Annotated in this window: 13 protein-coding genes; 4 read left to right on the plus strand and 9 right to left on the minus strand. The window is 71.1% G+C overall.

Translation table 11 applies throughout. The features are described 5' to 3' along the window. Window positions 1–17 precede the first annotated feature (17 nt). The gene (locus WMF24_RS34500) at window positions 18–410 is read right to left on the minus strand and encodes a GFA family protein (protein ID WP_437731699.1); all 393 of its coding nucleotides are present in this window, start codon (window positions 408–410) and stop codon (window positions 18–20) included. A 115-nt stretch (window positions 411–525) separates the two neighbouring features. Further along, window positions 526–1,623 (minus strand): Gfo/Idh/MocA family protein, encoded by a 1,098-nt coding sequence (locus WMF24_RS34505; RefSeq protein WP_437731700.1) that lies wholly within the window; start codon window positions 1,621–1,623, stop codon window positions 526–528. 77 nt (window positions 1,624–1,700) lie between these two features. On the opposite strand from WMF24_RS34505, the gene WMF24_RS34510 reads away from it, so the two are divergent. Beyond that, a complete protein-coding gene (locus WMF24_RS34510; protein ID WP_437731701.1) occupies window positions 1,701–2,402 on the plus strand; it encodes a TetR/AcrR family transcriptional regulator in 702 nt (233 codons plus the stop codon). 109 nt (window positions 2,403–2,511) lie between these two features. Here WMF24_RS34510 and WMF24_RS34515 read toward each other — a convergent pair whose 3' ends face one another. The 3 genes from WMF24_RS34515 to WMF24_RS34525 form a co-directional block, all read right to left on the minus strand. Then, a complete protein-coding gene (locus WMF24_RS34515; RefSeq protein WP_437731702.1) occupies window positions 2,512–3,147 on the minus strand; it encodes a glutathione S-transferase N-terminal domain-containing protein in 636 nt (211 codons plus the stop codon). A gap of 103 nt (window positions 3,148–3,250) precedes the next feature. After that, window positions 3,251–3,724 (minus strand): SH3 domain-containing protein, encoded by a 474-nt coding sequence (locus WMF24_RS34520; protein WP_437738885.1) that lies wholly within the window; start codon window positions 3,722–3,724, stop codon window positions 3,251–3,253. 142 nt (window positions 3,725–3,866) lie between these two features. Further along, complete coding sequence (locus WMF24_RS34525) at window positions 3,867–4,847, minus strand: mechanosensitive ion channel family protein (RefSeq protein WP_437731703.1); 981 nt, start codon at window positions 4,845–4,847, stop codon at window positions 3,867–3,869. Window positions 4,848–5,047: 200 nt separating this feature from the next. Here WMF24_RS34525 and WMF24_RS34530 point away from each other — a divergent pair, with 200 nt between their 5' ends. Next, window positions 5,048–5,878, plus strand: a complete 831-nt coding sequence (locus WMF24_RS34530; RefSeq protein WP_437731704.1) for a helix-turn-helix domain-containing protein — start codon at window positions 5,048–5,050, stop codon at window positions 5,876–5,878. A gap of 82 nt (window positions 5,879–5,960) precedes the next feature. On the opposite strand, the gene WMF24_RS34535 is transcribed toward WMF24_RS34530, so the two are convergent. The 3 genes from WMF24_RS34535 to WMF24_RS34545 all read right to left on the minus strand — a co-directional run bounded on the left by WMF24_RS34535 (window position 5,961) and on the right by WMF24_RS34545 (window position 9,965). Then, a complete protein-coding gene (locus WMF24_RS34535) occupies window positions 5,961–7,379 on the minus strand; it encodes a family 43 glycosylhydrolase (RefSeq protein ID WP_437731705.1) in 1,419 nt (472 codons plus the stop codon). A gap of 441 nt (window positions 7,380–7,820) precedes the next feature. Then, window positions 7,821–9,095: an IS91 family transposase gene (locus WMF24_RS34540; protein ID WP_437729911.1), complete on the minus strand. Its 1,275-nt coding sequence runs from the start codon at window positions 9,093–9,095 to the stop codon at window positions 7,821–7,823. A gap of 6 nt (window positions 9,096–9,101) precedes the next feature. Then, window positions 9,102–9,965, minus strand: coding sequence for a tyrosine-type recombinase/integrase (locus tag WMF24_RS34545; RefSeq protein ID WP_437731706.1), 864 nt, complete (start codon window positions 9,963–9,965; stop codon window positions 9,102–9,104). Between the two features lie 537 nt (window positions 9,966–10,502). Here WMF24_RS34545 and WMF24_RS34550 point away from each other — a divergent pair. Beyond that, window positions 10,503–10,802 (plus strand): DNA-binding protein, encoded by a 300-nt coding sequence (locus WMF24_RS34550; protein ID WP_437731707.1) that lies wholly within the window; start codon window positions 10,503–10,505, stop codon window positions 10,800–10,802. Window positions 10,803–10,968: 166 nt separating this feature from the next. On the opposite strand, the gene WMF24_RS34555 is transcribed toward WMF24_RS34550, so the two are convergent. Then, window positions 10,969–11,553, minus strand: a complete 585-nt coding sequence (locus WMF24_RS34555) for a hypothetical protein (protein WP_437731708.1) — start codon at window positions 11,551–11,553, stop codon at window positions 10,969–10,971. Window positions 11,554–11,698: 145 nt separating this feature from the next. Between WMF24_RS34555 and WMF24_RS34560 the strand changes: the two genes are divergently transcribed. Continuing rightward, entirely contained in the window at window positions 11,699–12,433 is a 735-nt protein-coding gene (locus tag WMF24_RS34560) for an iron-containing redox enzyme family protein (protein WP_437731709.1), read from the plus strand. Window positions 12,434–12,586: the final 153 nt, after the last annotated feature.

Below are 12,586 nucleotides of genomic sequence, written 5' to 3' on the forward strand. Positions count from 1 at the left end.
TCATGGCGAGCGCCGCGCTACGGCGGAAATTCATCGAACCGGGGTAACGCGTCCGTGATCGGATGCCAGGCCGCCTTCGATCCGGCGAAGATGTGATGGTCGGGTCGCCTCGTCGGTGCGCCGTCGAGCGCGCCGAGCTGCACGTGGGCGAACTTGTGCCCGCGGACCACATCGTACAGGGGCGAGAAGCACTGCTTGCAGAGGCAGCGGTACCCGTCCTCGCACTCGCCGACCCTCAAGAGCTGCTCGCTGTCCGCGACGCGGACCCTCTCGATCTCGATCCCGCCGATGGCCGCGCAGGCAGCGCCGGTGCGCCGCCGGCACCTCGAGCAATGGCAATAGAAAGCGTAGCCGAACGCGTCGTCGACCTCGAAGCGCACGGCGCCGCAATAACAACTCCCCGTCAGCATCGGTCTTCCACCTCACTCATGCGCCGCTCCAGGAAGCGCCGCTCCGGCTCCTGCGAGCGCTGCTCCTCGCGGCTCGGCGAGCTTAGCGCTTCGGGCGCGAAATGTCGCCGCGCGCTCAGCCCTTCCAGGGCAGGCGCCGCCCCGACGCGGAGGCCTCGGCGATCGTGTCGACGAGGCGGTGCAGCTTCAACGCGTCGCGGAACGTCGGCGCGACCGAGGTGCCCTCCGCGACGTCCTTCGCGTGGGCCGCATAGACGTGCGCTATCTGGTGCGCGTCGTCGGACAGACCCGCCCTCCGGGTCCAGGCCAGGTGTTCGGGCGTCGGGATCGGCTCCAGCGGCTGTCCATCGCCGCGGGCGCCCGAGAGGCTGAGATCGTGGGACAGGACGAGATCGCCCTCGGTGCCCGTGAAGGTGCAGCTCATGATGGGTCCATTGCGCTTTCCGGTCTCGAAGTGGGCCGACAGGACCGCGCCGTTCGCGAGCGTCCCGCTGATGAGCGTCTGATCCGGCGCGGTCACCGGCAGGACCTCGCCGGTCTCGATCAGCGTCGTCTCGTCGAGCTGGCGGGCGACGACGCTGGACAGGCTCTCGATCTCGCCGACCGCGGAGAGCACCGTGTCGAGGAAGTGCGCGGCGAAGATCGTGAGCACGTTGGCGCCGCTCCTCACGTCGGCCGCGTACGCGTCCGAGCGCGAGCGCCGCGCGCCGGCCATCGGCAGCGCGACGTGCATCGTCGTCGAGCGCAGCTTGCCCAGGTATCCGCCGGCGACGAGCTCGCGCAGGTGGCGCACGCTCGGCGCGAGGCGCCGCTGGAGCCCGATGACGGTGCGAACGCCGGCCGACTCGGCGGCTCCGGCGAGCTCGGTGGCCTCGGCGAGCGAGACGCCGAGCGGCCACTCGCAGAACACGTCCTTCCTGGCGGCGACGGCGGCGCGGACGTGCCGCGCGTGCTCGGGCGCGCGGACGGAGACGACGACGAGATCCACGTCGGGGTGCTCGATCAGCGGCTCGGCGCGGTCGAACGCGTGGCGCGCCCCGAAGCGGCGCGCGGACTCGTCCGCGCTCGCCTGCCTCGTGGTGCTCACCGCCGTCAGCTCGAACGCGTCGAGCGACGCGAGCGCGGGCAGGTGCGTCGCCGCCGCCCAGCCCCTGTCCGGGCTGGCCCCGATGACGCCGACACGGATCTTCTTCGGTTCTGTCATTCCGCTCATGACCTCTCCTGGATGAGCCCTCCGGGTTAACCGGAGGGTTGCTCCGGTTAAGATACGGAGGGATCCTCCGGTTTGCAATGTCCTCCGCGCGATCGACCCCGAAGGCCCCGCCCGTGCCCCCGAACGAGGCGCCGCGCCCGCTGCGCGCGGACGCGCGGCGCAACCGCGAGCGGCTCCTGGCCGCCGCGGACGAGGTGTTCTCGGAGCGCGGCGCCGATGCGTCGATGGAGGACGTCGCCCGGCGCGCCAAGGTCGGGATCGGGACGCTCTACCGACATTTTCCTACCCGCGAGGCGCTGCTCGTCGCGACCGTCGAGGAGCAGCTTTACGCGCTGGCGCGGACGACGCGATCGCTCGCGGCGTCGGCGTCGCCGGGCGACGCCATGGCGGAGTTCCTCGAGGCGTTCGTCGAGCACGCGAGCACCTACCGCGGTCTGGCGACCTCGCTCGGCGTCGTGTTCCAGAGCGGAACGCCGGGGTGCACCGCGGCGTCGGAGGCGGCCACCCGCCTGCTGTCGATGGCGCAGGCAGCAGGCGAGGTACGGCGTGACGTCGACCTGGACGACATCGTGTGTCTGGTGACGGGCATCACGCTCGCCGCGCAGCAGACGCCCTCGGAGCCCGGGCGCGCGCGGCGCCTCGTCACGGTGTTCATCGAGGGGCTCCGGACGCGCGCGCCGTCGAGCGGGGCGCCTGGCCCGTCGAGGGGAGCGCGGGCGGCGCGGAAGGCCGCGGGGCCGGGGAGCTCAGGGGCGACGCGGACGTCGAGATCGTCGTAGCGAGCCGAGAGCGCCGTCGATCGACCGGGCGATGCTCAGGTCGAGCTCCTCCGCGCGCACCTCTCGCGGTGAGCGCGCGCCCGCAGAGGAGCGGGCGTGTGCGGCGGGGTCACGGCGCGTCGTAGCGATAGGCGGTCGCCAGCGCCGAGGCGCGCTGGCCGAAGTCGTCACAGAAGGCGGTCAGGGCGCGGTAGCCGCTCGTGGCGAGCACGTTGCGGAACTCGAGGTGCGTGACGAGGCAGAACGTACAGACCTCCAGGTAGCTGAGGTCGCGGTCCTGGGGCAGGGCCGCGAGGGCTGCGTGGAGGTTGTCGTCGAGCCAGGAAACCATGTTGAGCAAGCTCTTCTCCAGCTTGATGAGCTGCGCGTCATCCCTGGGCGTCCCGGCGAGCTGGCTCATGATCAGCGTGACCTCGGTGGCCATGGCTTGCAGGGCGAGCTCCTGCGCGTTCGCGGTCAGCGCGTCGGTGAGCAGCTCGGGCCAGACCACGCGCCGCGGCTCGGGCGCCCGTCGTGCGAGCTCGCGGCAGATGTTGAGCGCGCCGAACCACGTGGTCGTCCCCGTCCGCAGGATGGGCAGGCGCAGCGCGGGGTTGCCGGCATAGTCGGCGGCGCTCACGGAGCGCAGGTCGGGCACGACCTGGAAGGCGTACGCGACGCCGAGCTCCGCGGCGAAGATGCGGACGACGCGGGTGAAATGGGAGCTGGAGCGACCGACGAGCGTTGTGTGCGTGGGCTGGGTCACAGGAGATGACTACCACACGCGTCGGCCGGGGAGCCAGGAACGGGCTGGCATCCGGGCCCTGTGGTGATCGGTCGCTGGACGCCCTGGGCTCGCGCGCAGGCGCTCAGGACGAGCCGCTCGCGTCGCCGGTCTTCTTCGTCTTCTTCATGCCCCAGGCCAGATCCTCGCGTACCCAGCCCTTGTCGCCTCCCTCGTTGACGACCCGGAGCCAGCGCCCCTTCCGGTCGAGGACCTTGAACACCTCCCCGCGCTCCGTCTGGAAGGCCACCTCGGCGGAGGTCGTCGGCGCCGCGCGGACGTTGCCCCGTGGAACCTTGATCACGATCGTGCTGACCCTGGTCAGGAGGCGGTCGGCCACCCACGCCAGATCGCCCTCGAAATCCTTGATCTTGCACCACCCGCCCTCGCGCTCCAGGACCTTGACCGGGTAGTACCGGGTCGCGGTGAACTCGACGGGCTCGCTCGTGGACGGGCCCGCCCGGAAGTTCGCCACCGGGACCTTGACGCTGAGTATCTCGGCCCGAGCCACGCTCGAGAACGCTACCACGGCGGAGATGACTGGCACTATCGGCCGCATGTTCACGGCTGCCTCCTCACGTTGTTGTCGCTCGCCCGCGCCCCTGCTGGCCCGTTCGACGCTGGAGGGCTCCAGAGGAGCCCGCTATCGAACCTCGGCCAGGGCGCACGCGCGAGACCATTCCCGTTGCTCGTCAAGGGGATCAGGCGTGCGCGCCGGTCTCCCCGAACCGCGCGCCGCTCGATCCATCGGAGGCTCCGTTCGCCGCGCGGGCGCCGGCCCTGGACGGCGCGCTGTCGTGGGCCCAGTGGCTCGTCCGGTGAGGGAGCGGCATCTCGATGCCGTGCGCGTCGAACGCCTTCTTCAGGCGCCGGCGGTACTCCCGGCCTATCTGCCATTGTTCGGCGGGCTGGGTCTTGATGCGCGCGCGGACGACCACCGCGCGGTCGTCGAACGACTCCACACCGAGGATCTCCAGCGGCTCGAGGATGCTCGCCTTGTAGCGCCTGTCCTCGTGGAGCTCACGCGCGGCCTCGCGCATCACCCTCATCGCGAGGTCGATATCCTCGTGGGTCGCGACCCCCACGTCGAACACCATGGCAGACCACTCCTTCGTCGCGTTCGCGAGCGCGTTGATCTTCCCGTTCTGGAAGACGTGGACCACGCCGGATTCATCGCGCAGCGTGACCGTCCGGAGGCCGACGTGCTCCACGAGACCGCCGGTGCCGTTGACGATCACCACGTCGCCGACCCGGATGTGGTTCTCGAGCAGCAGAAAGAAGCCGGAGATCACGTCGCGCACGAGCTCCTGCGCCCCGAAGCCGACGGCCAGACCGGCGATGCCGGCGACCGCGATGAGCGGCGCGATGTCGACCCCGAGCTGAACGAGGGCGAGCATGGCCACCATGATCCAGATGACCACCTTCCCGGTCGTCCGGAAGACGCCCAGCAACGTCTCGGAGCGTTTCTCGATCTCGCGCACCGTCCTCACGTCGCCGGTGCGGCCCCGCCTCATCAACGACAGCTCCACGCGCCTGCAGAGGAAGTGGAGCGCCTTGAGCATCACGAGCGCGAGGAGCAGGACCAGCAGCATGGCCGGCAAGGCGTGGATCGCCCACGCGACGGTGTGCCGGAGAACCTCCCGCCAGAACGTGACGTCGAGCCATGAGTCGATCTGCGGCATGGGCGCGGGCACCTCCTGCGCGCGGCGTCGGCAACCCATGTGCCAGCGGGCTCGGGGGCAGAGAGACCCGCCGCGGGCTCGCGCGGCCGCGCCGCCTGCGGGGCAACCGCGGCGGCGCGGCCGCGCGAGCCCGCGCGCGCTGGTGCGACACGATGTCGCAGAGGAGCCGGATTGTCCCGCGCGCGTGGTACGCTCCGCGGGTGCGCCACGACGATCTCGGACCCACGCCGATCCGGGTCATGCGGCCTGCGTGCTCCGGCGACGTCGTCAGGCCGATGCGGACCCCGGCGGTCCACACGTACGTCGCCCTGGCGCTGTACATCGGGGGTCGCGTGCGGGTCGAGCACCGCGGCGAGTTCGAGCTGCGGGCCGGGCACCTCCACCTCATCCCTGCCGGCGACGCGCACCGCGTGCTGTCCGCGAGCCGGCGCGAGGTGGTGGGGCTCGGCTTCTGCCGGACGTGCCTCGACCCGGCGCGCTACGGCGAGCTGCTCGCGCCGTTCGATCGCGTCCGCGGCGGGGCCTCTCCGGTGATCGAGCTGCCGGCGGCGCGGCAGGCGTACGTGCTCGAGCTGCTCCGGGAGCTCGAGCGCGAGCAGCAGGCCGCGGGCGCGTTGCCGGTGGTCGCCGAGAGCCTGCTCGCGCTGGTGCTCGCGGAGGTCGTGCGCGCGAGCGGCGGTGTCCAGGCGACGGCGCCGCAGCCGCCGTCGCTCGTGGCCGAGGCGCTGGCGGTGATCGAGGCCCGGTGCCTCGGGCCTCTCTCGCTGAAGGAGGTCGCGGCGGCGGTGCGGCGGTCGCCTGCCCACGTGACCACCGCGGTCAAGCAGGCCACCGGGCGCACGGTCGGCGCGTGGATCGTGGAGGGGCGTCTGGCCGAGGCGCGACGCCGGCTGCTCGCGACCGACGAATACGTCGAGGTGATCGCCGAGCGCGTCGGCTACGCCGATCCGAGTCACTTCGTGCGGCTGTTCCGGCGCCACCACGGCGTCCCCCCCGCCGCCTGGCGCGCCCGGCACCGGCGCACCGCCTGACAGGCGGGCGGCGGCGCTCGCGGCCGCACGACCGGTCGGGTCGCACCAACCTGGTCGGGGCGCGGGGTCGGGGTCGCGCCGGCTAGACCGACCTGTCCAGCGAGACGACGCCGCCCTCGAAGCGGATCGGCGCGGAGAGCAGCGCGCGGAAGGCCTTGTATCCCGCCACCCCCGGGCGGAAAGCGTGCAGGAAGACGTGGTGGCGTCCGTCGGCGCCGACGGCGACGGACGGGTGCCCTGGCCCCCACCATTCCTCGCTGGAGGCCAGGAAGACCTCCGACGACTTGCGGTACGGGCCCGTGGGGGCGTCTGCCACGGCCGCGCCAATGCCGTACTGCGCGGTCGAGAAATCGTTGCCGGCGTAGAGCAGGTGATAGCGCCCGCCCTCCTGGGTGATCCAGACGCCCTCGATGAGGTGCGCCTCCCAGGGCTGGTCGTTCTCGAGGAGGATGGCGGGCTCCCCCTCCAGCCTGCGTCCGTCCGCCGACAGCCGCTGGGCGAGGATGCGGGTCCTGAGCGCCCGCGATATCGTGGCGATCTCCTCCGCCTCCGCGCCGCGCGCCCGCGCCCGCAATCTCTCCAGTCGCTCCGCGAAGTGCGTGAACTCCGCCGTCGCCGCCTCGATCAGCGGCTGCAGGACGAAGAACTGCTCCATGGGCTCGAGGGTCTCCACCCACGGCCACAGCGTCAGCGCCAGGACCGCGGTGCGCTGGTCTTCGCGAGCAGCGAACAGCTCGCGCACCCAGGCCGGCTCCCGGTGGAGCAAGGCGGCCAGCCGGCCGGGCCACACGCCGTTGTCATCCTTCTTCCAGACAAGCCAGGGCGCGCCGTGGGCGTCCACGAGGAGGTGGGGGTCGATCACGTCCCCCGTCACGATCGGCGCTTCATCGGCCTCGAAGGGACCATCCGGGCTCGCGCCCCTGGCGAGGCCGATGGCCAGCGAGCGGTCCTGCATGCGGGCCGTGAAGCAGAGCCAGTATGCTTCGCCGACCCGGTGCATCTCGGGGGCCCAGAAATCCGCCCGGTTGGAGCCGGTCAGCGCCCAGGCCGGGGCACGCCCCTCCGGGAATACGAAACCGGTCAGCCGCCAGGTCGCCAGGTCGTTCGAGGCCAGGATGGGGAAGGCGTTCGGCGCGTCGTTCGAGGTCACCAGCAAGCGCCACGCGCGCTCGCCCACCCGCACCACGCACGGGTCGCCGTAGCCGTAGAGGATCTCGGGCGCGACGGCCTCGGTCAGCAGGGGTCGCAGCGGGAGCCCACGGCGTCGCGGCGGCGGTGGGGTGCGGGCCAGCGGCGTGCGGGTCCCGAAGGTGCGCGCCAGTGCCTCGAAGAGGTCGAGGTAGTCCGTCTGCTCCGCCCGGGCGAGCTCATGACGCAGCGCGTCCTGCCCCGGCTCGCTCAGATGGAAGCTGCGCGGTGTTCGGCGGTCGACGGACACCTCGAACGTGAACGGCGCGCCGGGCGGCGTCCGCAGGCGCAGGGCGGTGGCTTCGGCATTCATGGGACGGATCTCCCGCGACGTTCACGCTCGGGGTCAGGAGGTGGGTCGGACAGCAACGATGTAAATATACGCCATAACTACAAGCATGTCCCAACGAATAGGCGTTTGCGGGACTGCGCCTGAGCAGCGGCGGCGGCGAGGTCCCGGCGCAGTCCCGCAAACGTCGGGTTGGACCGGGCCGGTTCGCGGCCGGGCGGAGCGGTCGCGAGGCCTATGGGGATCCTGCCCGAGAAGGCAGCAGAGGGCGGGCTCGGCGGGGCTCGCACGCGGGGGGCATCCCGCTGCCACGACGTCGGGCGCAGACGTGCCGAGGCAGAGCGCGGCGCCGACGGAGGCCCAGGAGCACGCACGCCGCCGCCATGGACGGCGCAGAAGGCGGATCGATGCCTGACCGCCGCGCAACGGAGGTGGTGTCGTTGCTCCTGCCCAGGCCATCGATGCTCATGACGTGTCCGGAGGAGCAGCGGAAGAGGCGACGACGCACGACGGCAGCGGACGGCGAGCCATCGCAGCCTGACCGCAGCGAGGACAGAGGGACAGGTCGATCCCCGTGAGCGCGGCGAGCAGCGTGCACCAGTCGACCTTGACGACGTGGCGCGGAGAGGGCTCGTGCTCGTGAGAGCTGCCTTCCCGGCGCTCCTCTCCCCCGACAGCGCGCTGCGCTGCGTCTCGCGCCGCCAGGATCGTCGTGCGTGCCACCTCGAGCGTGGTGGTGGCGTGACACGCTGCCATCAAGCCGAAGTGTCGGATCTTCACGAAGCGATGAGGCAGCACGTGCAGCAGGAAGCGACGCAGAAACTCCTCGGCGGAGAGCGTCACGGTCTTGTCTCCGCGGGTCCGGAAGCACACGCCGCGCTCATCCATCGACCGCAGTCGGTGATTGGACAGCCCGACACGGTGGGTATAGCGACCGAGGTAGGCAAAGACCTGCTCGGGCCCAGCAAAGGGCGGCTTGGCGTAGACCACCCAGGGCTTGCGGTAGAGCGCGTCGAGCAGCGCAGCGAAGGCCGCGGGGTTGGCCAGCGCGGCGGCCCCGCCGGTCAGGTCGAGCTCTCCTTGGTCATAGGCCTGCCGAAGCGCGGCGAGCAACTTGCCGCGGAAGAGCTTGCCGAGGACCTGCACAGGGAAGAGGTAGCCGCGCCGCCCCTCGATCCAGCGCGAGCCGTCGAGCGAAAGCCCGCCGCCGGTGACGATGCAGTGCAGGTGCGGATGGAAGCTGAGATCGCGGCTCCAGGTGTGCAGCACGGCGGTGACACCGAGGTCGGCGCCGAGCCGCTTGGGATCGCGGCCGAGCGCGAGCAGGGTCTGCGAGCCGCACTGGAAGAGCAGATCGAAGACCGTCTGCTGGTTGACGAGCGCCAGCGGGCGCAGCTCGGCCGGGAGCGTGAAGACGACGTGGAAGTAATGCGTCGGCAGGATGCGTTGCTGCCGCTCGGCGATCCACCGGGCCTGGCTGAGGCTCTGGCACTTGGGACAGTGGCGGTTGCGGCAGGAGTTGTACGAGGGCTGCTCGTGGCCGCAGCTCGTGCACACGTCGACATGGCCGCCGAGCACCGCGGTCCTGCACGCAGCGATGTCGCGCAGGACCTTGCGCTGGGCGGCGGAGACGGCGTGCGCGCGCAGGTAGGCCTCGCCGTGGGCGCGGACGATATCCGCGACCTCGAGCCGAGGCCTACCCGCGGCCGCGGGCCGCGGCGCCGGGCGATGCGGGTGCACGCGAGCTCAGCCGAGCTTCTTCTTGGCCTCCTGAGTGCCGAGCACTTCGGCCGGGCTGCGGGTGCGACCGATGTGAGCCTGGCTGACGCGGACGTAGCGGACGGTGGTGCGGATGGAGCGGTGGCCGAGCAGCGCCTGGATGACGCGGATATCGGTGCCGAGCTCGAGCAGGTGGGTAGCGAAGCTGTGCCGCAGCACGTGCGGGGTGACGCGCTTGTGCAGCTTGCAGCGCCTCGCCGCCTCGCGCAGCGCGCTGCGCACCGCCTCGTGCGAGATGACCGAGCCCTGCTGGCGACCCGGGAACAGCTCCGGTCCAGCGGGTCTTTCCGCCCGCCAGTAGATGCGCAGCGCGGTCAGCACGGGGGCGCTGAGCATCACGTACCGATCACGCCCGTGCTTGCCATTGCGGACGTGGATGAGGTGGCGCTTGCTGTCGATGTCCTCGACCCGCAGCGAGCAGACCTCATCGATGCGCAGACCGGCGCCGTACGCCGTCAGCACGATCGTGCGCTGCTTGACCGAGCCGATCGCGTTGAGCAGCGCCTCGACCTCGGTGCCGCTGAGGACCGGCGGCAGCTTCTGGGGTACCTTCGGCCACGGGATCGCGACAGCGACCTCCGGACGCCCGAGCGTGGTGGCGTAGAGAAACTTGATCGCCGCCACGTACTGGTGCTGCGTCGCCTCCGCGATCTTCCGCTGCTCGGCGAGGTAGAGCAAAAACGCGCGCACCTCGTCGAGACCCAGCTGCTGCGGCGGCTTGCGGTGGTAGGCTACGAAGGCCCGTGCGCAGCGGAGGTAATTGTCGCATGTCGACGACTTGTATCGCCGCAGCTTCAGGTCTTCGGCCATTCGATCGCGGAGCTGTCCCATCGCTGCCCTCCTGGTGAACGCGGCGCCCGGGCAGGGGCGTCGCGACCGGCAGGGTGGGCAGGGAATGAGGCGGCAGGCGGGCAGTCCTGCGCTGCGCCGGGCGTTTATTTTCGCAGGGAATACCGGCAAAAGCCGCGCTGCGGCAGCAATCACTGCCGCGACAACTGCAACGACGACAAGGACCCGAGCCGCGGAAGGAAATCGCGGCTCGGTATCCGGAATGCTCAACGAAGCAGAGCCCGCAGCATCTTCTTGAGCCTCACGCCGAACTCCTGCACCTCGTCCGCATCGCGCTCGCTCGGGGGCCCGAGCGCCGCCGCCAGGTCCATGGCTCCCAAGGTCTCATGGTGGCTGGAGCTGCCGCGAAGCGGCTTGGTCCAACCTGGGTCGGTCGCCCCAACCTGGGTCGGTCGCCCCCCCAACCCAACCTGGGTCGGTCGCCCCAACCTGGGTCGGTCGCCCCGTCGCCCCAACCTGGGTCGGGTCGCCCCGCCCTGCCGGATTCTTGCGGTATTGTACCGCGGTCACTTTCCTGCCATGCTGTACGTACTCGCGACGCTGCTGCTCGCCGGGGAGCACCAGCTTCCGGACGGCGCTCGACATGGAGTGAGTCGCATGCCCAGCAGAACGAAGGAGCAACCACAATCCTCCTTTCCGAAGGGCATCGGCAAGCCGGCGCAGCGGGCGCTCGCTTCGGTGGGTGTCTCTCGCCTGGACCAGGTCACTCGATTCACAGAAGCCCAGCTCATGGCGCTCCACGGCATGGGCCCCAAGGCGATCGGGCTCATCAAAGCCGTCCTCCAAGCAGACGGAAAAACTCTCGCCAGAGGCGAGTAGCCCTCGTCGGCCAAGCGCGGCATCACACATGTGCCCTGTCCGGAGAGCACGCGAACGAGCCGATGGTGCTCGCTGACATCCCGCCCATGCCGGTGCGCCATCACGCCGCGCTCGCGGCCGCAGGAAGCATGGCGCGGCATGGGCAGGTCGGAAGCGTCGAGGGCTCTCAGTCCTCGCCCCGGGCGCGATGGAGGACGTACATCGCCGTCAGCCTCCCGAGCTGGCTCGCCGCGTCCCGCGCGCGCCCTCCGCTCGATGGATTGTACAGCGAAGCAGGCGACATGGTCTCGAACAAGACCTCGTCGAGCACCCTCCCGGCCGGGTCGGTGATCTGCACCGTCGCCTTGAGCACCGTGTCCATGTTGAAGACCCCCGTGAAGATGCCGGGCTCGTAGAACGTCACGTTGCAACGGATGAAGAACGGCGCGTCGGCCGCGCTCGCCGCCTTGACGACGATGACATCGTCCGACGCTGCCTGCGCGACGAGCGCCTCCGTGAACTGCTCGTTGATCGCCGCCTTGTCCTCCTGCCAGCTCAGGCGCTGCTCGTTGTCCTTCTCTGCCATCCAGTCGGCCTCGGTGACGTCGCCGACCTCGAGCGCATGGAACGTCACCGGCACGACCCCGAAGCGCCCCGCGCCGTAGAACGGGTTCGGCACCGCTTGACGAGAGGTCTTCCAGGGATGCCCGCACGCGGCGAGCAGAGGGGTCAGGCAGAGCATCAGGATCCACAGCGCATGTCGACGGTGCACGGAGAGCCTCCTTTTCGAGCCGTGGCGGCTCGCGGGCGCATGACGCCGCGATCTTACCGGCAAACGCCGCCAGCGCGACGGCGGCCCTGGGCAGACGTCGCCCGTGCGGTAGAACCTAGGTCCCCCCTTGCCGAGGAGATGCCGCATGACGAGCCGTCTTCAGGAGCGCCTGCTCGCGATCATGGACCGCAAGAACCACTGGGCCTGGACGCACCTCACCGGCCCCGGGCTCACGCGCGACCAGCTCGCCGTCCACCTCCGGCACGAGTACCGCGTCTACGTGCGCGACTTCCCGGTGCTGCTCGCGCGCGTGCTCGGCCAGTCGCCGCCGGCCGCCGTGCGCAGCGCCCTCGCGGAGAACCTCTTCGAGGAGCAGACGGGCAAGCTCTCGCTCGGCGTGTCCCATCCCGAGCTCTTCCTCGAGATGATCGACGGCCTCGGCATCCCGCGCGCGGCCATCGAGGACGAGTCGCTCCCGCTCGAGCCCGAGGCCCGCGCCTACCGGGCGCTGCTCGACCGCGTGAGCGCGGCGCCGCCGTGGGTCGTGGGCGCGGCGGTGCTCACGATCTTCGTGGAGGGCAGCGTGCACGAGCGCGCGGAGCTCGAGGGGCGGCGAGAGATGCCCCCCATCGAGGAGGCGCTGCGCGCGCACCCGATGGTGCGTCACTACGGATGTCCGCCGGAGCAGATGCGCCTCGTGAGGGCGCACCGAGCCGTCGAGGGCGGGCACCGGCGGGACGCGTGGGAGATGGTGCTGGGCCACGTCCCCGACGAGGGCCCGATGGCCGACGCCGTCGCGTCGGCCGTGACCGCGGCCCACGCGGCGTGGATGGAGTACCGGGACGGCGTGGCGCGCGCGATGGGGCTCCAGAAGGGGTGAGCGCGCCGCCGCGAGGCGGGCTCACGGGCGCGGGGGCTCACGGGCGCGCCGGCGCGCGACGGCATCACGGGCGCGCCGGCGCGAGACGGCATCACGGGCGCAGGGACGCGCGCAGCGTCCCCGCCGTGACCACGCGTGACACTGCAATCGTAC

It is taken from the genome of Sorangium sp. So ce1335, from assembly GCF_051521615.1.
In the GTDB taxonomy this organism is placed as follows: Bacteria; Myxococcota_A; Polyangia; order Polyangiales; family Polyangiaceae; genus Sorangium.

Excerpts from the sequence above, each read along its gene's own strand:
- WMF24_RS34500 (WP_437731699.1), bottom strand. The coding sequence starts at position 410 with ATGCTGACGGGGAGTTGTTATTGCGGCGCCGTGCGCTTCGAGGTCGAC.
- WMF24_RS34505 (WP_437731700.1), bottom strand. The coding sequence starts at position 1,623 with ATGAGCGGAATGACAGAACCGAAGAAGATCCGTGTCGGCGTCATCGGG.
- WMF24_RS34510 (WP_437731701.1), top strand. The coding sequence starts at position 1,701 with ATGTCCTCCGCGCGATCGACCCCGAAGGCCCCGCCCGTGCCCCCGAAC.
- WMF24_RS34520 (WP_437738885.1), bottom strand. The coding sequence starts at position 3,724 with ATGCGGCCGATAGTGCCAGTCATCTCCGCCGTGGTAGCGTTCTCGAGC.
- WMF24_RS34525 (WP_437731703.1), bottom strand. The coding sequence starts at position 4,847 with ATGCCGCAGATCGACTCATGGCTCGACGTCACGTTCTGGCGGGAGGTT.
- WMF24_RS34535 (WP_437731705.1), bottom strand. The coding sequence starts at position 7,379 with ATGAATGCCGAAGCCACCGCCCTGCGCCTGCGGACGCCGCCCGGCGCG.
- WMF24_RS34545 (WP_437731706.1), bottom strand. The coding sequence starts at position 9,965 with ATGGGACAGCTCCGCGATCGAATGGCCGAAGACCTGAAGCTGCGGCGA.
- WMF24_RS34550 (WP_437731707.1), top strand. The coding sequence starts at position 10,503 with ATGCTGTACGTACTCGCGACGCTGCTGCTCGCCGGGGAGCACCAGCTT.
- WMF24_RS34560 (WP_437731709.1), top strand. The coding sequence starts at position 11,699 with ATGACGAGCCGTCTTCAGGAGCGCCTGCTCGCGATCATGGACCGCAAG.